Genomic DNA, 21,447 nt, shown 5'->3' with positions numbered 1-21,447 from the left:
ACGTGGATCACCATTCCAATATACCCCCTAGGGGTATATGCTCGGCATGGTCAACGAGCAGAACGGCGCCACGGCGCACGTCCCACATGGAGGCATCATGAACGGCCACGGCGAGCACGACATGAACGGTCACGGCGGAGCCCGCCCCGGCGGCCTGTCGGTCTCCGAGGACGGGTACACCTTCGAACTCGACTCGCCGATCCTCACCGGCGGGGCGCGGCTGGTCACCTTCCGGATCACCGGCCCCGACGGGCGGCCGGTGACCGAGTTCGAGCCCGAGCATGAGAAGGAACTCCACTTCATCGCCGTCCGGCGCGACACCGCGAGGTTCCAGCATGTGCACCCGGTACGCGACGGGAACGGCACCTGGACCGCCGAGCTGACCCTCGCACCGGGCGCGTGGCGGTTCTTCGCCGACATCCACCCGACCGGCCACGGCCGGAGCCTGACCCTCGGCGTCGACGCCTCGGTCGGCGGGCTGTACGAGCCCAGGACGTTCACCGAGGACAACAGGACCGCGCGGATCGGCGAGTACACCGTGACCCTCGACGGCGAGCTCGCGCCCGGCGCGGCGACCCCGCTGACGCTCACGGTGAGCCGCGAAGGCGCACCCGTCACCGACCTTCAGCCCTACCTGGGCGCGTATGGGCACCTGGTGGCCCTGCGCGGTGGGGACCTGGGCTATTTGCACGTCCACCCGGAGAGCGGCGCGGACGTCACACCGGGGCCCGACATCACGTTCATGGTGGTCGCGCCCACCGGTGGCGTTTACCGGCTGTACCTCGACTTCCAGCACGGTGACGTCGTCCGCACGGCGGAGTTCACGCTGCACGCCACCGCCAAGGAGGCGGTCCACATGCGGCACGCCGAGCACGCGCACCACTGACCACAGACGGCCCATGACGGAGGAAACCCATGCCTCACCTCGACCTGTCCTGTCCCTGTCGCAGCGGACTCATCTCCACGCCAGTGCACGGCCTCACGGCAAGATCCGCTCGTGGGGCGCGGCCGTCACCTCGCGGCCGCGCCCCACCGCATGGGCACGAAAGGAAACCGCCATGCGACTCTTCGCCATCCGCGACTACCGCCACCTCTTCAGCGCTCAGCTCGTCGCCCTGTTCGGCACCGGGCTGACGACCGTCGCCCTCGGACTGCTCGCCTACGACCTCGCGGGACCCCGCGCCGGCACGGTCCTCGGCACCGCCCTCACCATCAAGATGGTCCTGTACGTCGTGATAGCGCCCCTCGCCGCCGCGTACGTCGACCGGCTCCCGCGCAGGGCCTTCCTCATCGCTCTCGACCTGGTCCGCGCCCTGGTCGTCCTGGCCCTGCCGTTCGTGACCGAGATCTGGCAGATATACCTGCTGGTCGGCGTGCTCCAGGCGGCGTCGGCGGCGTTCACGCCCACCTTCCAGGCCGTCATCCCCGACATCGTCACCGACAAGGCCGCCTACACACGCGCCCTGTCGGCCTCCCAGGTGGCGTCCACCATGGAGAGCCTGCTCAGTCCGGTACTGGCGGCGGTGGCCCTGGCCTTCATCGGTTTCGACGCACTGTTCGTGGGCACGTCGGCGGGATTCGTTCTCGCCTCCCTGCTCATCGGGTCGACGCGCGTTCCCGACGCCCGCCCCAGTGCCCACGCCCGGGCCTGGGACAAGGCGGCCGCCGGGATCAGGACCTTCCTCGCGACACCGCGGCTGCGCGGCGTCCTGGCCCTGAACCTGGTGGTCGCGGCGGCCGGTTCGATCGTCGTCGTCAGCACCGTCAACTTCGTCCGCGACGAACTCGGCGGCTCGCAGTCGGAGGTCGCGTGGATGCTCGCCGCCTCCGGCGCGGGGACGCTCACCGCCGCGCTCACCCTCCCCCGGCTCCTCGACCGGATCGCCGAACGCACCGTCATGGTGACCGGCGCCGCCGTCCTGGTCACCGGAACGATCACCGCGACGGTCCTCGTCGCGACGGGACTGGCCACCCGGACGAGCACGGCGATCGTCTGGAGCGTCATCGGCGTCGGCATGGCGCTGATCATCACGCCGACCGGCAGGGTCATCCGTGACTCGGTCGCACCGAACCGGATCCCGGAGGCCTTCGCCGCCCAGTTCTCCCTGTCGCACGCCGCATGGCTGATCACCTACCCCGTCGCGGGATGGCTCGGGGCGCACGCCGGTCTGGCGGTCACGTGGTCCGTGCTGGCGGCTCTGGCGGTCGGCGGAACGGCCGGAGCGCTGGCGCTGTGGCCGCGGCGCGGGGGTTCCGCCGCCGAGGAGGAGCCGGTGCCGGAGCGCGTCGAGAGGACACTGGCGGCCTGAGGCGCGCGGTAGCCGTTCGTGGTGACGAACGGCTACCGCGCCCGCGAAGTCCCCTCGGGGTCGATGGCCAGCTCGGCGGCGCGAAGCATCGCGTCGCGCTGCTCGGCCGGTGAGCGGCCGAGCCGGAGCGCGGCGAGCATGGCGGCGTTGACGGCGCCGACGACGGCTCCGACACGCGCGGCCGCCTCGACGGGGTCGAGGTCGTCGCCGTGTCCGGCGCACAGGGCGGCGGTGAGCTCGTCCTGGGCCGTGAGGGCGTGTTCGGCGACGCGGGCGCGCACGGCCGGGACGGTCGCGATGAGCTCGGCGCGCAGGGCGGCGAGGCCGTCGGCGGCGTCGGTCGAGTCGTTGTGGCCGATCATGCGGCGGACGGCGTCGAGCAGGGTCGCGCCGACCGTCGCGCCGGGCCGGGCGTCCGCGATGGCGGCGACGCCCACGGCGGTGCGTTCGGCGGCGTTGGCGAGAAGCACGTCCTCCTTGGTCGCGAAGTGCAGGAAGAAGGTGCGCGGCGACAGTTCGGCGGCCTCCGCGATCTGGGCCGCCGTGGTCTTGTCGAAACCCTGGGCGCGTATGAGGGTGACCGCCGCGGCCACCAACTGATCCCTCGTGCGCCTCTTCTTCAGCTCCCGCAACCCCGCCATGGCCAGATCCTACATTGAGCGCACTGCTACAGTGACTGCATTAATTCATTTACCGCATCCTTGAGGAGCTCGTCATGGGAAGTCTCGACGGACGCGTCGCACTCATCACCGGTGCCGGGCGGGGCATCGGAGCCGCGTTGGCGCGCTACTTCGCCCGCGAGGGCGCGAAGGTCGTCGTCAACGACCTCGGCACGGCACCGAACGGTTCGGGCGTCGACGCCTCGGTCGCCGAGGCCGTCGCACGATCGATCACCGACGCCGGTGGCGAGGCCGTGGCCGACACCGGGAGCGTCGCCGACTTCGGCGACGCCCGCCGCATGGTCGCCACGGCCGTCGAGGCGTTCGGCGAGCTGCACGTCGTCGTCAACAACGCCGCCGTGGAGGCCGGTCTCGGCCTCGTCGACCTTGACGAGGACACCTTCGATCGAGTCGTCGACGTCGGCCTCAAAGGGACCTACGCCGTCAGCCACTGGGCGGCGAGGTACTGGCGGGACAGCGCGCCGCCCGCCGTCGACCGGGCCATAGTCAACACCGCCTCGGGCTCCGGTCTGCTCAACCCCCTGCCGACCCAGACCAACTACGCCGCCGCGAAGGCCGGCGTCGCGGCGATGACGACGGTGCACGCACTGGAACTAGGGCGCATGGCTGTGCGGGTCAACTGCGTCTCGCCGTCGATGGTGCGCACGCGCCTCACCGAACACGTCCCCGGTATGCCCGCCCCGGTCGCCGACGGCTTCGACCCCACCGGGCCGGAGGTCACCGCACCCCTCACCGCCTACCTGGCCTCCGCCGGCTGCCCGCTGACCGGGCAGGTCCTGTCGGTGCGCGGGGGCACGATAACGCTGAACCGGCCCTGGCCCCACGGGCCTCACGTGGAGCGCCACGACCGGCCGTGGACCGTCGCCGAACTTGAGCGGGAACTGTCCACCCTCGACGTCGGCGACCCCTACGCCGATCTGGCGGCGAGCCTCCAAGGCGCGCTCGGCGGCAAAGGGGCATTCGCCTCACGGTCGGCGCTCCAGGACATGATCGAGGACGTCCTCGCTCGGGCGAGGGCCGCTCACGCGGGCTGAGGGCCCCTGCACGCGGCTCGCCGATGCCCGCCGCCCGTGCCTTCGTCCGCCTCGACGGCTGAGCGGCGAGCCGTCCTCCATGGAAATCGCGCGCGACCTCGGTCCACACCACATGGCTCGATGGGCGTGCCCCGGCCGGTGACGGAAGCGCACGCCTACGCCTGGTGGCGCGTCACGATGTCCACTTCGTTGCCTTCCGGGTCGACGATGGTCCGACGATCCGGTGCGTCCTCGGTGACGATCCGTCCTCCGGCGGCCACGGCCGCGTCGATGCGGGCTTGAGCCTGATCGTGCGGGACGAAGAGGTCGACATGGATGCGGTTGCGATGTTGCCGCCGCTCCGTGTCGGCTGCGTCCATCTGCTGGAAGAACAGGACCGGATTGAGCCGACGCGGATCGTAGATGTCGGTCACGAACGCCCGTGGGTCGTGCCGGTAGCCGAGTACCGATGTCCAGAAGGCTCGCACCGCACGAACGTCGACCGCGTCAAAGCCGAGCTGGACGAAACGCGGGCGCGCGAGGTCCGCTGAAAGCCCCAGGCCGCGCGCCGCGGTCTGGATCCGGCCGGCCAGGTCCACGAACCGGCTCGTGGCGGAGCCCTCCCCGTCTTCCCACTGATCCTTCCCACTGTCGATCGTGACGCCATCGGCCCGCAGGTCCACCATCAGCGGCAGCCCCGCGTCGTCGGCCAGGCCAGCGACAGCCGACACGAACCCATCCGCCTTTACCGGCGAATCGACGGGGTAATGCGCTATCGCGCCGAACAGGACTTGCCAGTCCTCGGTCTCCGGCTCCTTCGAGAGCCTGTCACCGGGGACCACGTCGACCACGTTGCCGTCGGCGTCGGCGAGTGCGACCCCGTACGCGCCGGACGGCTCTTGTCCGACCGCGGCCCTGGCCGCCTCCACCGCGTTCGGCGCGCGGACCACATCGACGTGGATCCGATCGCGCGGCGGCCGTGGCGGGCTCCGGTGAAACGACAGCGCGGGATCCCGTCGCGACGGATCCCCGAGCCCGTCGGTCCCGGCAGGCTCGTAGCCGAGCACGGTCCGCCAGAACGAGACCAGCGACGGCCGGTCGGTGGTGTCGATGACAAGCCGCACGGCTTGGAGTACAGCCGGGTCCGCGGTCAAGCCGAGTTCGTGGGCCGCCGCCGAGATCGAACGAGCGAGCTCGACGTCGACGGGGGTGAGGTCCCCCGCCGAGCCGATTCGCACGCGCACCCCGCCGGGTCGCAGGTCAACGTCCGGCAGACCGGTGGCGGCCGTCAGTTCGGCGATGCGGCCGACGAGCGCCGCCCCCGCGGTCAGCGACGGCGCGTCGAACCAGGCACTCGCGCCGGTGTCCAGGACGCGCCAGTCCCGGACGCCGTCCGCTTGCTGGAACCCGGTCACTGTGGCTCGGTCCATCAGATCCCTTTCAGCGTCCGGTCGGCACGACTGGGGCGGCCCTCGCTCGTTGACCCATGCGGCTGAAACGCGGCTCGTTGAGGAGGGGCCGTGCGAGGTGATGCTCCCACAGGGCTGATGCCGGTGCGTACCAGCCCGTGCCGGGCGGGCCGGACCATGCGTGCACATCCGCCGCACATCAAACGTCCATGATGGATGGCATCCTGCACGAACCTCCGGTACGGTGCCGCGCGGTTCTGAACGGAGAACGGTTCTAACCAACTCGGGGTGAGGCGTGCACTTTTCGAACGCCGCCAGGCCCGTACCGGATCCATATACCGCCGGCGAGGAAGTCGTCAGCATCTGGGACAGCCCGAAGGCGCCCGAAGAACTCCTCTACTCCACGAAGGTCAATGAGACCGGCGGCGGAGACGCGACCGGAATGCCGCAGGAGCGGTCACGCGACATCCGCAACTCGCCGGGCTACCGCGGGTGCCTACCGGGCGCCTCTCGTTCAGGAGGTTCCAGAGTGGATGGACACGACGGCCACATCGGTGAGCTGGTGCACCCGTCCATGGCTGCTGTCCTGCCGCGGATTGACAGTCGACGAGGAGGAAGTCCACGCACTGGTCTGAAGCAGAGAGGGGACGTACCGGGGATTTCTCCGTGGTCCGCGCTCGTCGTGATCACCGACTCCCACGCCGCTCATCCGGACAGGACTGCGAGTCACCGGCCGACGAAGTCGGCTTTCGCTCGCTCCGCTGACGACGCAGGCCGGGCCGGCGGCCACGTGCAGTGCGAGAGCGGTAAGGAAGACCGGCCCGGCGTCGGGGACCTCCAGATCGAGGATGACGATCGTCGGTTCGGGCACTGCTGCCCCGTTGCGCCTATTGCCCGGCGAGGATGCCGGAGAGTCCTTTGAGGACGTCGGTGACGGGCCGGTAGTAGACCCAGGTGCCTCGCCGTTCGCCGGTGATGAGTCCGGCTTCGCGCAGGATCTTCAGGTGGTGGGAGATGGTCGGCGGGGTGACTTGGAAGTCGCCGCCGGTCAGGTCGCAGACGCAGATCTCGCCGCCGGGTGCGGCGGTGATGCGCGACAGCAGGCGCAGCCGGATCGGGTCGCCGAGGGCCTTGAACTGCTGGGCGAGGGGCGCGGCCTGGACCGCGTCGAGGGCTTCCTCGGCGATCGGAGCGCAGCAGGACCCCGCGGTGGGACTCTCCAGAACCGGAAGCTGCTTCGACATGCTTCTATGTTGACAGTCTTCGAATCAAGATGCAAACTCGGTCTCGCCAGCTTGATTTGAGATTCATCGAAACAGGAACGAGGCTCGACATGAGCACCGAGACCACGAAGACCAGCGGCGGCTTCGACGGAAGCCCGCTTGAGGCCCTTCAGGCCCCGGCGGCGGGCGGCTGTTGCGGCAGCGCTCCGGCCGCGAAGGCCGAGCAGGCGAGCGGTTGCTGCGGGACGGCGGTCGCGCCGACGGAGGCGTCCGGTTGCTGTGGGACGTCTGCCGAGAAGGCGCCTGCGGCCAAGAGCTGCTGCGGGTGATGTCGGCCGACACCGTGCCGGCGCCGCTCGACGGCGGCGTCGGCCCTGACCTGACGCGGATGCGTGCCACCGTCGAGCGTCTGGCCGGCGACGACTTCACCGGTCGCCGGGTCGGTACGACCGGTGGCAGGGCGGCTGCCATGTGGCTTGCCGATGAGCTGCGCGGACACGGCGCCGAGGTGCACTTCGACGAGTTCACCCTTGAGGGCGCGGTCCGCGAGGTCTACGCCACCCCGCGCATGCGCTTCGACGACGGGAAGAGCGCCACCGATCTCGTCTTCCGTCGCGACTTCTGCGAGCACCTCGCCACCGCCGAACTCGCGCACCCGCGCGAAGCCCGGCTCGCGGAGGCCGACGGTAGCGTCGCGGGCGCTTGGGTCCTGATCGACGGCTGGTCGCCCGAGGCCGCCGCCGACGCGCACCATCGTGGTGCGACCGGGCTGCTGATCCCACGCGGGATCGACAGCGCCGGGTGGATGCCGAAGATGATCGCCGGGCCTCCTGTCGTCGGTATCCCGGCCCTGGCGGTGCGGACCGACCTGCACAAGCGGATGCGCCGCAGCATCGGCGCCGGGCGCGTGACGGCTACGGCGCCGGTGCGGGTGGTGGACGTGCCCGGCCAGAACGTCGTCGCCGAGTTCAGACCACCAGGTTCGGGCGTGAACGTGCTACTGACGGCGCACTTCGACGGTGTGGGCGACGATCCCGGTTACCGGTTCCCGGCGGCGTGCGACAACGCCTCTGGCGTGGCCGCGATCGTCGAGGCCGCCCGGCTTCTCCACGCGGGACTGCCGCCGGGCGTCGGACTGTCCGTGGCGCTGCTCGACGCCGAGGAAGCCGGAGCGCACGGTTCGGCTCACCACGCCCCGCAGGTCACCCCGGGCACCTACGTGGTGAACCTCGACGGTGCCGCGCAACTCGGCTCCGCCGCCATCGAAGCGGGAGGCGCGGCCGAACCTCTCCTGACCGCGCTAGACCGCGCCGGCCGGAAGCTCGGCGTGCCGCTGCGCGCCGAGACCATGCCCTCCGACAACCGCCGCTACGCCGCCGCAGGTCTGCCCAGCGTCGGCATCGGCATGGGCATGCCCGGCTACCAGACCCCCGCCGAGACCCCCGACCGCGTCGAGAACACCACGCTCATCGCCGCAGCCGCCCTCCTCCACGCCACCGTCATCGACCTCGTCTCGACAATCACGCTCACCGCCGACTAGCATCATCGTTGATCGCCGATGAACGATGGAGGTTGTCGTGGAACTGCTCGACCGCACGACGGCGACCGAGTACGCCGCCTGCTTCAAGGCCCTCGCCGACCCTTCACGCGTCCAGCTCGTTGAACTGCTCGCGCGTCACGGCGAACCGATGGGCGTCGGCGAAATCGTGACCGCGATGGGCCTGGCGCAGTCGACGGTCTCGCAGCACCTGAAGATCCTCCTCGACGTGCGCTTCCTGCTCGTCGAACGCGACGGCAACGCCCGCCGCTACCGCATCAACGCCAACTGCATCGAGTACTTCCCCAGCGCCGCCGACGTCATCATGGGCAAGCCCTCGCCGACCTCGGCCATGAGCTGCGAGTGAGCGAGACCACCCGACCACTGATTTGACGTTCATCTAAACAAGTGGCAGTCTCGGTCCTGCTGATTCGACCTTCTTCGAAACAAGGAGTTCCGTGATGAGTACTCTCCCCATCGCCGTCATCGGCGCAGGGCCGGTCGGCCTGGCCGCCGCGGCCGAACTCGCCGCACGCGGCCGCGACTTCGTGATCCTCGAAGCCGGCGGCACCATCGCGTCCTCCATCGCCGAATGGGGCCACGTGCGCCTCTTCTCCCCCTGGCGCTTCAACACCTCCCCGACCGCGCGTGCACTGCTGGAGCCGACCGGATGGATCGCGCCCGACCCCGACAAGCTGCCCACCGGCGCCGAGCTCATCGCCGACTACCTCGCTCCACTGGCCACCCACCCTGCGATCGCGGCGAACCTGCGCCACGGCGCCAAGGTCACCGCCATCGCCCGCGACGGCATCGACAAGGTCCGCACCACCGGCCGCGAGAACACGTCGTTCCTGCTGCGCCTGTCCGACGGATCGGAACTGCTCGCCTCGGCGGTCATCGACGCCTCAGGCACCTGGCGCAGCCCGAACCCCCTGGGCGGCAACGGACTGGCCGCACTTGGGGAGACCGAAGCGGCCGACCGAATCCATGTCGGGATGCCCGACGTTCTCGGCCGCCTGCGCGGTTCCTTCGCGGGCCGCTCGGTGGCCGTTGTCGGCGCCGGGCACTCGGCGACCGGAACCCTCCTGGCGCTGGCCGAGCTAGCGGAAAACGAGCCGGGCACGAGCGTGCACTGGCTGCTGCGGGCGCCGAATCCGGAGCGGGCGTATGGCGGCGGCGAGGCCGATGCGCTGCCGGCGCGGGGCGCGATCGGCACCCGCATCAAGGCACTGGTGGAGGCCGGGAAGGTCACCGTCCACTCTGGATTCCTCGTCCGTGAGGTCACCGCGGAGGGCGTGGTCTCGGCCGACGGCCGCAAGGTCGCCGCCGACGTCATCGTCAACTCCACCGGCGCCCGTCCCGACTACACGATCAGCACCGAACTGCGCCTCGACCTCGACCCGATCCTCGGCTCCACCAGGGCGCTGGCTCCACTCATCGACCCCAACCAGCACTCCTGCGGCACCGTTCCCCCGCATGGCGCCGACGAACTCGGCCACCCCGAGCCCGGCTTCTACGCCATCGGCGCCAAGTCCTACGGCCGCGCGCCGACCTTCCTCCTGGCCACCGGCTACGAGCAGGCGCGTTCGGTGGTCGCCGCTCTCGTCGGTGACTGGGAGGCCGCGCGGGATGTGCAGCTGGAGCTGCCCGAGACCGGCGTGTGCTCCTCGTCGGCCGCCCTCGGTGAGGACGAAGGCGACTCCTGCTGCGGCACGCCCGCCCCCGCCGCCGAACTGCCGGTGATCAAGCGCGGCCTGGCGACCGGCGTCGTCGGCGGACTGCTCACGCTCCCGCTGGTCGAGGAGAAGACCGAGACCGGCTGTTGCGGGTGACCACCGACGTCGCACCGAAGACCGCCGCCCACCCCCGGACCAGGGGGCTGGTGGCGGTCTTCGCCGTCACCCAGACCATCGGCTACGGCGTCCTCTTCTACACCTTCTCCGTCCTGCTCACCCCCATGACCGCGAGCCTGAGCGCGAGCCGCTTCGAGATCACCATCGCCCTGACGATCTCGGTCATGGCCGCCGCCGCGTCGGCGATCCCCGTCGGCCGGTGGCTCGACGCCCGTGGCGGGCGCGCTCTGATGACCACCGGCTCGATCCTCGGCGCCGCGGCCGTCGCCGCCTGGTCGCAGGTCACCGCCCTCTGGCAGCTCTACGCGGTATTCGCCGTCATCGGACTCGCCTCGGCAATGTCCCTCTACGAAGCGGCCTTCGCCGTCCTCATCGCCGTCAGCGCACCCGAACGCCGCGCCACGGCGATGCTGGCCGTCACCATCGTCGCCGGATTCGCCAGCAGCATCTTCTTCCCCCTGACCGGCTGGCTCGCCTCCACCTGGAACTGGCGCACCGCCCTTCTCGTCCTCGCCGGGCTCCTCGCCCTCACCGCCGTTCCCGGACACTTCCTCGCCGTTCCTGCCGCTCGCCCCGCACGCCAACATGCAACATCCGTCGGCGACGTGCGCCGCGCCCTCACCGACCGCGGTTTCTGGCTCCTGGCGGCGTCCTTCGTCACCCACTCCGCAGCAGTGGCCGCCATCGGGGTTCTGCTGGTGTCCTACCTCGCCGAAGCCGGACACGCCGCGACCCTGGCGGCATCGCTCGCCGGGCTCCTCGGGATTCTGTCGGTCACCGGGCGACTCACCACCACGGCCCTGGCCCGGCGCTTCGGCATGCCCGCCGTCACCGCCGCCATCTTCGCCGTGCAAGCGGCAGGGCTGGCCATGCTCCCGTTCTTCGCGACGAGCGTCGCCGGAGCCGCCGCCTGCGTCGTCGCGTTCGGTCTCGGGTTCGGCGTGGCCACCATCGCGCGGCCCACCATCCTCGCCGACCGCTACGGCCCCGCGCGCTACGCCACCATCGCCGGAACCATGGCACTGCCCATGACCATCGCCAAGGCCCTCGCACCCTTGGGCGCCGCGCTCTTGGCGGCGGATGCGTTCATCTGGATCTCGGCGGTGGTGTGCCTGGCCGCCGCGGGGCTTCTCGCGGTCGTCGGACACCGCAGTGGCAGCCACCAGTAAGCGAAGAGCAGGTGAACAAACCCGCCCCGCGTTGCCTACAGTTTCGACAGTCATCAAGATAGATCTATGTCAAAACCGCTGCTGCCCCTGCTTGCCGAGGCGTGCACCCCCGTCGCCCGCGCCGTCATGCCCGACGACGAGGCCGCCGAACTCGCCAGGATGTTCAAAGCGGTCGGCGACCCCGTTCGGCTGAAGCTGCTGAGCATGATCGCCTCCGACCCTCGCGGCGAGGCCTGCGTCTGCGACCTCACCGAAGCGTTCACGCTCACCGGCCCGACCATCTCCCACCACCTGAAGGTGCTGCGCGACGCCGGGCTCATCGCCAGTGAGCGCCGCGCCAGCTGGGTCTACTACCGCGCGGTGCCCGAGGCGACGGCCCGGCTGTCGGCCGTCCTCGCCCCGCTCCCGGCGGCGACCGCGTGACCCACACCGGGCACTCCCCCGCCGCCGCGCCCGTCGTCGCACGACTGTCGCGCCTCGACCGCTTCCTGCCTCTGTGGATCGCCCTGGCGATGGGTGTCGGGCTGCTCGCCGGACGCGGCATCCCGGGACTGGGTGACGTGCTCGACGCCGTCCACGTCGACGGGATCTCCCTGCCGATCGCGCTCGGGCTGCTGGTCATGATGTACCCGGTGCTCGCGAAAGTCCGCTACGACCGGCTCGACGAGGTCACCGGCGACCGGCGGCTGCTGTGGTCCTCGCTGGTGTTGAACTGGGTTCTCGGCCCGGCGCTGATGTTCGCCCTGGCCTGGCTCTTCCTGCCCGACCTGCCCGAGTACCGCACCGGCCTGATCATCGTCGGCCTCGCCCGCTGCATCGCCATGGTGATCATCTGGAACGACCTCGCGTGCGGCGACCGGGAAGCAGCGGCGGTGCTGGTCGCGCTGAACTCGATGTTCCAGGTCGTGGCCTTCGGCATCCTCGGCTGGTTCTACCTCCAGGTTCTGCCCGGATGGCTCGGCCTGGAACAGACCGGTCTCGACGTCAACGCCCTCCAGATCGCGAAGTCCGTGGTCATCTTCCTCGGGATCCCGCTGCTGGCCGGCTATCTGACCCGCCGCTTGGGCGAGAAGGCCAAGGGACGGGCCTGGTACGAGGGGAAGTTCCTCCCCCGCATCGGCCCGGCCGCGCTCTACGGCCTGCTGTTCACCATCGTCATCCTCTTCGCCCTCCAAGGCGACCAGATCACCTCACGACCGCTCGACGTCGCCCGCATCGCCCTGCCGCTCCTGGTCTACTTCGCGATCATGTGGGCCGGATCGTTCCTGCTCGGCCGAGGCCTGGGCATGAGCTACGAACGCACCACCACGCTCGCCTTCACCGCCGCCGGGAACAACTTCGAACTCGCCATCGCCGTCGCGATCGCCACCTTCGGGATCTCCTCGGGCCAGGCCCTCGCCGGCGTCGTCGGTCCCCTCATCGAGGTCCCCGTCCTCGTGGCGCTGGTCTACGCCGCCCTCTACGCACGCCGCCGGTTCAGGGCACCGACATGACCGCCGACGAAAACCCCTCACAGCGCATCGCCGAGAACCAAGGAGCCACCATGTCCACCGAGCAGCCCGAAGTGCTCTTCGTCTGCGTCCACAACGCCGGCCGCTCACAGATGGCCGCGGCACTCCTCGACCACCACGCCGCCGGCCGTGTGACCGTTCGCTCGGCCGGGTCGGCACCGGCGGACACGATCAACCCGGCTGTAGTCGAAGCGATGAACGAACTCGGTCTTGACCTGTCGAAGGAGTTCCCGAAACCGCTCACTGATGAGGCGGTGCGAGCCTCGGACGTGGTCATCACCATGGGCTGCGGCGACGCCTGCCCCGTCTACCCCGGCAAGCGCTACCTCAACTGGGAGCTCGACGACCCCGCCGGACAAGGCCTCGACGCCGTCCGTGCCATCCGAGACGACATTGACCGGCGCGTCCTGGGGCTCCTGCGTGACCTGGCCGTCTCCGGGCAGGAGCTCAGCGAGCATTGAGGCGCGTACGTCATGGCGGCGTCCGACGTTGCGGCCGGTGGTGAGCAGTCCTGTTTGGTGGGCTTGCCCGTCGTCGGGTGCAATGAGGGGCGAACCGTGGCCGGCTCGCCCCTCGTTGTGTTGGCCGTGTCTTACGCGACGGCCTTGATCTCGCCGATAAATCCGGACCAGGTGGAGGCATCGACGGCTAGGACCGGGTAGGTGGCACCTGAACGGTTCTTGGAGTCGCGGATGCCGACAACGGCGTCCTTGCAGGCAACCTCGACGCACTGCCCGTTTCCACCGCCGCTGCTTCGGGTGCTCTTGCGCCAGGACGCGACCCCCCGCAGGTCGGGGAGGGCGGGAGTTTCGGGGATGGTCATGTCGCTGCGTCCTTTGCTAGTTGCGCGATCAGTGCCTCGGTCTTGGAGGCGGACAGCGCGTCTGCCCAGATCGCGTTGTAGGAGTCTGTGAAGGAGTCTATGTCCGGACCCTCGACGTAGATCGCGCCTGCGGGTGTCTCGACGGCGACGACGTTCGGGAACGGCACTGGCAGCTCGAAGGCGGTGAACCCGCCGCCGACGGTGGCCGCAGTGTGGCTCCAAGCGCGAAGTGGAATGACCCGTATCTCAAGATTCGTGCGCTTCATAGCGGTGAGCAGGTACTCAAGCTGCCCCTTCATGACGCCAGGCTCGCCTACCTCTTGGTGGAGGGCACCCTCGTGAATCAAGAACCGAACATGCGGCGGGTGTGGCCTGGAAAGTTGCTCACGCCTCAGCAGCCTGGCTTCGATCAGCCGCCGCACCTGAAACTCATCGCCGCTCTGTGGGCCGCGACCGATCAGGGCTGCCGCATACGCGGGCACTTGAAGCAAGCCGGGGACGTTGTTGATGTCGAGCAGGTGCATGGCATCGGCACGACTCTCCATCCACACGTAGTCGGCGAAGTTCGAACCGAGCAGGCTGGCGTAGCCGTCCCACCAGCCGCGTTGAGCTACTTCCTCTGAGAGTTGAAGCAGCTCGTTGCGTTCCTTGAGGTCGTTGACACCGTAGAGATCCATGAGCTGCAGGATCGTATCGCCGGTGAGGGGGAACTCGCCGTTCTCCAACTTGCTGACGGTGCCCTGAGTCTTGCCGATGTAGTCGGCGACGTCCGAGCCCTTCAACCCGCGGCTGTCGCGCAGCGCCTTGAATCTGGCGGCGAGCCATCCGGCGCGCATCGTCGTGGTCGGCTTCGCGGGTGCCATGGCCGCTCCTCCTCAAGTGATGAGCCCAGCTCACCAGAGCACGATATTCCTGTCAACGTCAAAATTCTTGACAGAGAAACTTGATTCGATTCTGTGACGTATGCCATGCTACGACTAGTTCGTCAGCTACAGCCTGTGAGGAGTTGAGCCGCGCGCCGTAAGAGCCTGCTGCGTGCCACTTCCGGGCCCCAAGGGCATGGCCCGGAAGGGTGCGGGCGCCCGTTCTCCCGGACGGGTAACCCCCGCACAGGTACGCGGCTCCGGCGGGAGGCACGCCAGGTCGAGGGACCATTGGCGGTGTGTCTCCCGCGCAAGCCCCGCCCCGGTCGCCGCGTTGACCAGGAAAGGGGCGGGTCCCGCAAGGGAGTCGGGACCGTCGCGGTCGAGATGTAGGAGTCCAGCCGCGGCGGTCCCGATCGAAACAGCACGACTCGAACCAGAGGATCGAGACCGATGCCGAAGATGACCATACCCAGCCGGGCGCGAGCCTGGGCTGAAGACGACATGTGGGTCCACTCAGCGACCGTCCGCGCCTTCCGCGACCTGTGGCTGATCAAGCGGTGCCGCGCGTGCGGTGAGAAGACTCCGTGCCAGGCGGTCAAGCACGCCCGAGGCGTCCTCGACGGCGCCGACCCGCTCCCCCCGCCGGCCAAAGGCGACCTTCGCCCCTGGCCTCCCCTCCAAGCGCAGGCCGTTCCGCGCCGGCGTGAGGCGTAACCGCAGCATCCGCGAACCCGGAGACGCGGCGTCCGCCAGTCGAGATGCCGTCGGGTCACTGTCCACAATGGAGCCTTCGGCATGCCCGTTTACACATCGACCGCACCATGCCCGCCGCCAGTGGCGGCTCGCCCAGACCATGCACCTGACGCCATGAACGCCGTCGATACCCGTCCACCGTTCCGGCCGTTCGTTCTCTACCGGTGGCACGACGGGACGGGTGTGTCGGGGACCGGACCGGTCGCGTTCGGTATCGCCTGGCCAGACGGTCGGGCCGTGACCCGCTGGTCCGGCGCCACCACGGGGGTCCAGCAGATCAGCGTGTGGGACTCCGTCGAGGAGATCCGGCGCATCCACGGACACGGCGGGCGCACCGAACTGCGCTGGCTCGACCAGCCGGCGACTCCAGCCGAAGCCCTGAACGGAGACACGTCGTGACGACATCAAGCGGGTCGGCTTCGGCGCCTGCGGCGCCCGACCGAGCCGGTCCGATGCGGGCCGACGCCCGCCGCAACCGGGCACGCATCCTCCAAGCCGCCGTCGAAGTCTTCGGGGCCAAGGGCACCTCGGCGTCCACCGAAGAGGTCGCCCGCCTCGCCGGAGTCGGCATCGCGACCGTCTTCCGTCACTTCCCGACCAAGGAACACCTTCTCCGTGCGGTGACGGCACTCGACCTCGACGAGGTCGCCGAACAGGCCGCCGACGCCCTGGCGACCGAGGACGCCGCCGTCGCCTTCGTGGCCGTCTTCTCCGGCCTCGCCGAACACGTCTCGACGGCGCTGCTCGTCGACATCCTCACCGACGGCACCGAGTCCGGCACCGAGGAACCCGTCCGGGTCTGGTGGAGCGCCCTAGGCATGCTGCTCAGCCGCGCTCAGGCGACCGGCGCTATCCGCGCCGACGTCACAGGAGCCGAAACCATCGCGCTGCTCCTCGGTGTCTGCCGGGCGGCGACCTCGAACTCGTGGCCGCCCGAGACACGCCGAACCGCGCTGCGCGTCGTGTTCGACGGCCTGCGCACGTCCCCGAGCACACCGCACGACGAACGCGAACGCTCATGAAGCCGCTGGCCTGGCGTATCGAAGGAGCCGCCGTCGTGCGCGACATCGGCCTGAGCTCCCTGTCGGCGTCCCCGCGAAACGGCAACAGCGAAGGCGGCCACCGTGCAGACGCCTTACGCCGCGGTCGCCGCCGAACATGAGCACCCGTACGGCGTGATGCAGATGGTGTTCGCCGCGCATCCGACAGCGGTCGGCTGCTCGCGGACCTTCGCCCGCTACGCCGCCGGTCGCTGCTGGGGCCGGGAACATCTCCTCGACGACCTCGAAGTCCTCGTCTCGGAGCTGGTCACCAACGCCGTCAAGGCCACCGCAGCCAGCAGGGCGCCCGGCCTGTCCAAGGTCGCGGTCCGGTTCCTGCTGCTCCCGTCGAGCCTCGTGACGCAGGTGTGGGACCCGGTCCCGGCGCAGCCGGTCGTGCAGCCACTGGACCCGGCGGCCGACGGCGGACGCGGCCTGCACATCGTCGACGCCCTCGCCTCCCGCTGGGGAGCGTTCCCGGCCACGGGCGGCGGAAAAGTCGTGTGGTGCGAAACCCCCACCATCCACATAGGCCCACTGGAGGCGCCGTGATCCCGCACCTGACCACCCATCTCAACACCCACACGAAGATCGCCGCCGAGACCGACCGCGCCTACGCCAACCTCCTGCTCCACGTCCACGACCCGTGGACCGAGCACTGCTACCGCTGCGACGCCCCCGGTCCCTGCCCGCTGCTGAAGCACTGGCTGGACCGGCTCGCCGCCCTCGAAGCCGCCGGCCAAGCCCTGCACGAAGCGGAAGAACCCGAAGGCGAGGACACGCCATGAACACCAGCCTCGTGCCAGCAGCCCCGCCGGACTCATCCACTGACCCGACGGCCGCGAAGAAGCGGCGCCCGCGCTGCTACTGCTCGTCACCCTGATCGTTCGGGTCGGGTCCCAGCCGGGCGAGGAGTCCCTCGGACGGGCCGTCTTCGGGGAACACCACGACAGTCACCCGCTCGTCCCGGACAGCCTGTAAGGCTCGCTCATCGACGCGTGAACTCGTCAACCGCGACCAGCCCCCGCACCTCGATACCCTGCGCCTCAAGCCCCGCCCGAACCTCCGGCCGCAGACTGTCCACCAGGTACGACACACCGACCAGCTCGGCGCCCGTCCCGGCCACCAGCTCCGCCACCCCCCGCACCGTCGAGCCCGTCTCCGACCAGTCGTCGACCAGCAGGACCCGTGCTCCGTCGGACAGGGCGGCGCGGTGGGCGTGCAGTTCATCGGCGCCGGCCTGCGCTGAGGCGCGCTCGTGCGGGCCCTTGAAGAAGAACCTCCGGTCGCGGCAGACGGGGGCGAAGGGAACTTCCAGTTCGCGGGCGACGAGTGGTCCGAAGAGCACGCCGCCGGGGTCGGGGCCCAGCACGACGTCGACGGTGCCCATGAACGGTCGCGCGAGGCCGCGGACGACGTCGACGGTCGCGCGCGGGTCGGCGAGCAGTGGCCACAGGTCGGTCTCGCCGCCTTGCCAGCTGAGGAGGCGGGTGAGGGCGACGGCGGCTGCCTGTCCGGGCTCGTCGTAGGGGTTCTCGACGCCGTCGAGGCGCATTTCGAGGACGAGTTCGTCGCTGATGGCGTGGCCGTCGGCGTCGGTGAGGGCGATGCCGGGCTTGGCCTTGCGGGAGGCGGCCACGGCGCCGGTGCGGACGGCGACGAGGTGGAGGCCGTTGCGCTGGTAGAAGCGCAGGGCCTGGGAGTTGTTGTTGGTGGTGACCAGCCAGAGTCGTCGCAGGCCCAGGGAGACGGCGTGGTCGCGGGCGGCGGTGATCATGCCCGTGCCGGCGCCTCCGGCTCGGCTGTTGATCGTGAGCACTTCCAGGGCGTCGCCGTCGACGCGGTAGACGAGGACGCCGACGACCTCGTCGCCGAGCAGGGCGACGAGCGCGGGCTGCCCGGTGAGGACGACGCCGCGGCCGCCGACGGCGATGTAGGGGCGGCCCCAGGACTCGGTCAGGATCGCGTCGATGGCCGGCCGGTCGGCCTCGGTCGCCTCGCGGATGATCGTGTCTGCCATGCCCGGACCATATCCGCCGGGGTGGTGGGAGTCTGCGACGATCACCCGATGAGCGAGCGGTGGACGAGCGTCGAGGAGATCGACGCGGCGCGAGCGCGTTTCGAGGCGGCCATACCCGGCTGGGAACGACCGGCGGCGTACGGGATCGGCTGGTACGCCGACGGTTCCTTCGTGTTCGCCCGGATCGCCGCCGGGGAGTCGCACCTGCCGGGCGTGGTCCTGGCGACGGTGTGCGGGCACGTGTCCGGGGCCGGTTCGTACCTTGTGGACGGTCCGGGGCTCGACCGGGCGATCGCGTCGCTGTCCCCCGCGGAGGCGTGCACCCTGCTCGACCATCCGAACCTCGCGACGTGGCGTTCGCTGCGCGGCCAGCTCGGCCCCGGCGAGACCGTCACCGTCGTGTTCGCCGACTCCTTCGACACCGCCTCGGCCGACCCGCTGGTCCGCGCTCTGGTCACCGAGGCGCTCGCCGGGCGCGTCGAGAACCCCGACGGGACGACGACGCTGTGGCGTCCGACGGGACCGGCCGAGCTGCGGCTCGTCGAGGAGTCCGGTCGGCGCCGCTGGCCGCCGAGGCTCCCCGAGCAGCCGATCTTCTATCCGGTCCTCAACGAGGCCTACGCCGAGCGCATCGCCCGCGAGTGGAACGTGCCCGACGGCGGTCGCGGAATCATCACCCGCTTCCGGGTCGAGACCGCCTACGTCCGGCGCTTCCCGACCCGCCGCGCGGGCGGCGGTGACGTGCTGGAACTGTGGGTCCCGGCCGCCGAGCTCGACGAGTTCAACGACCACATCGTCGGCCGCATCGAGGTCGTCGGCGAGTTCTGAGGACGGTGCGGGGGTGCGCCGGGCCGCTACGGTTCCACTATGGACACCCAGGTGCGCTTCACGAGGCTCACGCCCGTCTTAGCGGTACTGGCCGCCGCCGCGCTCGCGGCGGCGCAGGTCGCGCTCGCCCAGGTGCTCGGACTGCTCGAACTGGGCGGCGGGTTCGAGGCGGGCGCCGAGCGCGGCGAGGGCATCGGCGTCACGCTGCTCATCTGGTTCTGCGCGCTGTCGGCGCCGGTCGCGATGCTGCTTGTCCGTGACGCGTCGGCGTGGACGCGTGCGATCACGGCGGTGCCGGCGGGTCTCGCGACGCTGGCGGCCCTGCCGGTGGCGCGGATGTACGTGGGCGACGTCCTCGCCGACGACGTGCCAAGGGCCGTCATCCTCGGGGCCGGGATGAGCGTGGTCGCCGCGCTTCTCGTCGCGCGGCTCACCTCGGCGGGGCTCGGCATCGCGCTGCACGCGGGATTGCTGTGGGCGGTGGCGGTGGTGGCGAGCCTGGTCGCGGCGACCGGGGTCCTGTGGGGCACACCGACGTTCTTCGCGGGCTTCGTGCTGGACACCTTCAGTGATGGCTTGGTTCTGGACGTCCCCCTGCCGGGGAGGACGTTCGGTTACTTCCCGCAGCGCTCGCTGGTGATGATCGCCCTGCTGCTGGCCTTCACCGTGGTCGCGCCCTCGATGGTCGTGAAGCGCGGTGGGCGGTGGTGGGAGGGTGTGGCCGTGGGCTTCACCGGGCCGTTCCTGGCGGTGGCGGCCTATCTCGCCGACGTCGATCAGCTGGTCATGTGGAACCTGGACTTCCTGCCGCTGCTGGCGGTGCTGAGCGTCCTGGGGCTCGTCCTGACGTGCGTGACGGTCGCGGTCGTTACGCGAAAGCACGGGTGGGGAAACGGCCACACGGCCTGACGCGACACGGTCCCCCTGGCATCGTGTTGGTTCCTGTCGTATCGTGATCGTCCATGACGCCTCCCCGCCGTCCGAACGTCGTCTGGATCGTCTCCGACGACCACGGTTACGCCGACCGCTCCCGTCTCGGGATCCATCCCGAGGTCAAGACACCGGCGCTCGACCGGCTGGCCGATGAGGGTGTGTCGTGCACCGAGGCCTACGTGTCGGCGCCGATCTGCTCGCCGTCGCGGGCGGGCATCGTGTCGGGCACGCACCAGCGGCGGTGGGGTGTTCGGTGGTTCGACGACGCGGCCTTCCCGCCGGACGACCTGCCGACGGTCGCCGAGCGCTTCCGCGACAACGGCTACGCGACCGGCTACCTCGGCAAGGTCCACTATGGACCCGAGCGGCCCGGCGACCGCGCCTGCCCCGAGAACCACGGGTTCGGCGAGTCCTTCTACGGCCTCGCCGGGATGCAGCAGGGCCGCCTCAACTACCTGCGCCACTCCGACGCCGCCGTCGCCGAGTACGGGCCCGAGGCCTCGTGGCGGATGGCCGTCCAGCCCATGTTCGACGACGGCGAGTCCACCGAGCTCGAAGGATTCCTGACCGGTGAACTCGGCGAACGCGCACGCGACTTCGTCGAGCGCAACGCCGAGGGCCCCTTCTTCCTCCAGCTCGCCTTCAACGCCGTGCACAACTTCTGCTGGCAGCTGCCCGCCGACGAGCTCGCCGCGCGCGGGCTGCCTCCCCACGAGGACTGGGATCCCGACGTCTCCACCTACCTCGACTGGTACGACGGCGCCATCTCCCCCGCGCTCGAACACGGCCGCGAGTACTACCTCGCGCAGCTCGAACTCATGGACACCGAGATCGGCCGCCTCCTCGACACCCTCGACGCCCTCGGCCTCGCCGAGGACACCCTGGTCGTCTACACCACCGACAACGGCGGATCCACCTGCAACTACGGAGACAACACGCCGCTGGCCGGCACGAAGTACACGCTCTGGGAGGGCGGCATCCGCGTGCCGCTCATCGTGCGGTGGCCCGGCGGGGGCCTACCCGCCGGGGTCGAGCGCGACGGACTGGTCAGCACCCTCGATCTGATGCCGACGTCCCTCGCCGCGGCCGAAGTGGACAGTGCACAGTGGTCGCACTGCGACGGCGTGGACCAGCTCGCCCACTGGCGCGGGGACGAGTCATCGCGGCATGAGGCGCTCCATTGGGACTGCGGCTTCCAGTGGGCGGTCCGCGACAGCCGCCACAAGCTCCGCTTCGCGGACGGCGAATCCGCCACCGCGAAGGCGATCGAGCAGGTCGAGCACGCCCGGCCCGGTGACGGCCTCGCCCTGTACGACCTGCGGGAGGATCCCGGCGAGACGAAGGACCTGGCCGCCGAGCTGCCCGAGGTGGTCGCACGGCTGCGGGCCGCCTGGGAGACATGGCCCGCCCTCCAGGGCTTGCGCGGCGAGACCGTCGGGGAGCGGTGCTAGTCTGCGCCCTCCACAAAGGACGGAGACGC

General features: G+C 70.2%; 24 protein-coding genes. 18 read left to right on the top strand and 6 right to left on the bottom strand.

The window, feature by feature from the left end; translation table 11 throughout:
* The first annotated feature begins 46 nt into the window (after positions 1-46).
* Together HNR73_RS07195 and HNR73_RS07190 are read left to right on the top strand one after the other, a co-directional pair.
* Positions 47-886 carry a DUF8832 domain-containing protein gene (locus HNR73_RS07195; protein WP_203685879.1) on the top strand — a complete coding sequence of 280 codons (840 nt, stop codon included), beginning with the start codon at positions 47-49 and terminating at the stop codon, positions 884-886.
* Positions 887-1,058: 172 nt separating this feature from the next.
* Positions 1,059-2,309 carry an MFS transporter gene (locus tag HNR73_RS07190; RefSeq protein ID WP_184786514.1) on the top strand — a complete coding sequence of 417 codons (1,251 nt, stop codon included), beginning with the start codon at positions 1,059-1,061 and terminating at the stop codon, positions 2,307-2,309.
* 32 nt (positions 2,310-2,341) lie between these two features.
* Here the strand turns inward: HNR73_RS07190 and HNR73_RS07185 are convergent, their stop codons facing one another.
* Positions 2,342-2,950, bottom strand: coding sequence for a TetR/AcrR family transcriptional regulator (locus tag HNR73_RS07185; RefSeq protein WP_184786513.1), 609 nt, complete (start codon positions 2,948-2,950; stop codon positions 2,342-2,344).
* 74 nt (positions 2,951-3,024) lie between these two features.
* On the opposite strand from HNR73_RS07185, the gene HNR73_RS07180 reads away from it, so the two are divergent.
* Positions 3,025-4,023 carry an SDR family NAD(P)-dependent oxidoreductase gene (locus tag HNR73_RS07180; protein WP_184786512.1) on the top strand — a complete coding sequence of 333 codons (999 nt, stop codon included), beginning with the start codon at positions 3,025-3,027 and terminating at the stop codon, positions 4,021-4,023.
* 155 nt (positions 4,024-4,178) lie between these two features.
* Here HNR73_RS07180 and HNR73_RS07175 read toward each other — a convergent pair whose 3' ends face one another.
* Together HNR73_RS07175 and HNR73_RS07170 are read right to left on the bottom strand one after the other, a co-directional pair.
* A complete protein-coding gene (locus HNR73_RS07175; RefSeq protein ID WP_239121982.1) occupies positions 4,179-5,417 on the bottom strand; it encodes a VOC family protein in 1,239 nt (412 codons plus the stop codon).
* Positions 5,418-6,298: 881 nt separating this feature from the next.
* On the bottom strand, positions 6,299-6,655 hold the full coding sequence (locus tag HNR73_RS07170) for an ArsR/SmtB family transcription factor (RefSeq protein WP_184786510.1): 357 nt from the start codon (positions 6,653-6,655) through the stop codon (positions 6,299-6,301).
* A gap of 89 nt (positions 6,656-6,744) precedes the next feature.
* On the opposite strand from HNR73_RS07170, the gene HNR73_RS07165 reads away from it, so the two are divergent.
* The 8 genes from HNR73_RS07165 to HNR73_RS07130 all read left to right on the top strand — a co-directional run bounded on the left by HNR73_RS07165 (position 6,745) and on the right by HNR73_RS07130 (position 13,165).
* Positions 6,745-6,963 (top strand): hypothetical protein, encoded by a 219-nt coding sequence (locus tag HNR73_RS07165; RefSeq protein ID WP_184786509.1) that lies wholly within the window; start codon positions 6,745-6,747, stop codon positions 6,961-6,963.
* A complete protein-coding gene (locus HNR73_RS07160; protein ID WP_184786508.1) occupies positions 6,963-8,174 on the top strand; it encodes a M28 family metallopeptidase in 1,212 nt (403 codons plus the stop codon). Before HNR73_RS07165 ends, HNR73_RS07160 begins: the two co-directional genes overlap by 1 nt.
* A 25-nt stretch (positions 8,175-8,199) precedes the next feature.
* Complete coding sequence (locus HNR73_RS07155; protein ID WP_184786507.1) at positions 8,200-8,538, top strand: ArsR/SmtB family transcription factor; 339 nt, start codon at positions 8,200-8,202, stop codon at positions 8,536-8,538.
* Between the two features lie 94 nt (positions 8,539-8,632).
* Positions 8,633-10,003: an NAD(P)-binding domain-containing protein gene (locus tag HNR73_RS07150; RefSeq protein ID WP_184786506.1), complete on the top strand. Its 1,371-nt coding sequence runs from the start codon at positions 8,633-8,635 to the stop codon at positions 10,001-10,003.
* Positions 10,000-11,193 carry an MFS transporter gene (locus tag HNR73_RS07145; RefSeq protein ID WP_239121983.1) on the top strand — a complete coding sequence of 398 codons (1,194 nt, stop codon included), beginning with the start codon at positions 10,000-10,002 and terminating at the stop codon, positions 11,191-11,193. The genes HNR73_RS07150 and HNR73_RS07145 overlap by 4 nt, the downstream gene beginning before the upstream one ends.
* Before the next feature lie 66 nt (positions 11,194-11,259).
* Complete coding sequence (locus tag HNR73_RS07140; protein WP_184786505.1) at positions 11,260-11,616, top strand: ArsR/SmtB family transcription factor; 357 nt, start codon at positions 11,260-11,262, stop codon at positions 11,614-11,616.
* Entirely contained in the window at positions 11,613-12,686 is a 1,074-nt protein-coding gene (arsB, locus tag HNR73_RS07135; RefSeq protein ID WP_184786504.1) for an ACR3 family arsenite efflux transporter, read from the top strand. Before HNR73_RS07140 ends, arsB begins: the two co-directional genes overlap by 4 nt.
* A 50-nt stretch (positions 12,687-12,736) precedes the next feature.
* Positions 12,737-13,165, top strand: coding sequence for an arsenate reductase ArsC (locus HNR73_RS07130; RefSeq protein WP_184786896.1), 429 nt, complete (start codon positions 12,737-12,739; stop codon positions 13,163-13,165).
* A gap of 131 nt (positions 13,166-13,296) precedes the next feature.
* Here HNR73_RS07130 and HNR73_RS07125 read toward each other — a convergent pair whose 3' ends face one another.
* The gene (locus HNR73_RS07125; RefSeq protein WP_184786503.1) at positions 13,297-13,527 is read right to left on the bottom strand and encodes a DUF397 domain-containing protein; all 231 of its coding nucleotides are present in this window, start codon (positions 13,525-13,527) and stop codon (positions 13,297-13,299) included.
* Entirely contained in the window at positions 13,524-14,390 is an 867-nt protein-coding gene (locus HNR73_RS07120) for a helix-turn-helix domain-containing protein (RefSeq protein ID WP_184786502.1), read from the bottom strand. Before HNR73_RS07120 ends, HNR73_RS07125 begins: the two co-directional genes overlap by 4 nt.
* 798 nt (positions 14,391-15,188) lie before the next feature.
* On the opposite strand from HNR73_RS07120, the gene HNR73_RS41360 reads away from it, so the two are divergent.
* The 4 genes from HNR73_RS41360 to HNR73_RS07100 all read left to right on the top strand — a co-directional run bounded on the left by HNR73_RS41360 (position 15,189) and on the right by HNR73_RS07100 (position 16,974).
* Positions 15,189-15,545, top strand: coding sequence for a hypothetical protein (locus HNR73_RS41360; protein ID WP_512699122.1), 357 nt, complete (start codon positions 15,189-15,191; stop codon positions 15,543-15,545).
* Between the two features lie 53 nt (positions 15,546-15,598).
* Positions 15,599-16,168: a TetR/AcrR family transcriptional regulator gene (locus tag HNR73_RS07110; RefSeq protein WP_184786500.1), complete on the top strand. Its 570-nt coding sequence runs from the start codon at positions 15,599-15,601 to the stop codon at positions 16,166-16,168.
* Between the two features lie 102 nt (positions 16,169-16,270).
* The gene (locus tag HNR73_RS07105) at positions 16,271-16,738 is read left to right on the top strand and encodes an ATP-binding protein (RefSeq protein ID WP_184786499.1); all 468 of its coding nucleotides are present in this window, start codon (positions 16,271-16,273) and stop codon (positions 16,736-16,738) included.
* Complete coding sequence (locus tag HNR73_RS07100) at positions 16,735-16,974, top strand: hypothetical protein (RefSeq protein ID WP_184786498.1); 240 nt, start codon at positions 16,735-16,737, stop codon at positions 16,972-16,974. Before HNR73_RS07105 ends, HNR73_RS07100 begins: the two co-directional genes overlap by 4 nt.
* A 200-nt stretch (positions 16,975-17,174) precedes the next feature.
* On the opposite strand, the gene HNR73_RS07095 is transcribed toward HNR73_RS07100, so the two are convergent.
* Complete coding sequence (locus HNR73_RS07095; protein WP_184786497.1) at positions 17,175-18,206, bottom strand: GNAT family N-acetyltransferase; 1,032 nt, start codon at positions 18,204-18,206, stop codon at positions 17,175-17,177.
* Positions 18,207-18,656: 450 nt separating this feature from the next.
* On the opposite strand from HNR73_RS07095, the gene HNR73_RS07090 reads away from it, so the two are divergent.
* The 3 genes from HNR73_RS07090 to HNR73_RS07080 are packed head-to-tail and all read left to right on the top strand — an operon-like array spanning position 18,657 to position 21,418.
* Entirely contained in the window at positions 18,657-19,034 is a 378-nt protein-coding gene (locus HNR73_RS07090) for an ADP-ribosylation/crystallin J1 (protein WP_184786895.1), read from the top strand.
* A gap of 39 nt (positions 19,035-19,073) precedes the next feature.
* Positions 19,074-19,943 (top strand): hypothetical protein, encoded by an 870-nt coding sequence (locus HNR73_RS07085; RefSeq protein ID WP_184786496.1) that lies wholly within the window; start codon positions 19,074-19,076, stop codon positions 19,941-19,943.
* A gap of 53 nt (positions 19,944-19,996) precedes the next feature.
* Positions 19,997-21,418 carry a sulfatase family protein gene (locus HNR73_RS07080; protein WP_184786495.1) on the top strand — a complete coding sequence of 474 codons (1,422 nt, stop codon included), beginning with the start codon at positions 19,997-19,999 and terminating at the stop codon, positions 21,416-21,418.
* Positions 21,419-21,447 lie beyond the last annotated feature (29 nt).

The organism is Phytomonospora endophytica (assembly GCF_014202425.1).
In the GTDB taxonomy this organism is placed as follows: Bacteria; Actinomycetota; Actinomycetes; order Mycobacteriales; family Micromonosporaceae; genus Phytomonospora; species Phytomonospora endophytica.
The sequence above is the reverse complement of the archived record's forward strand: the minus strand, read 5'-3'. Positions and strand labels throughout refer to the sequence as shown.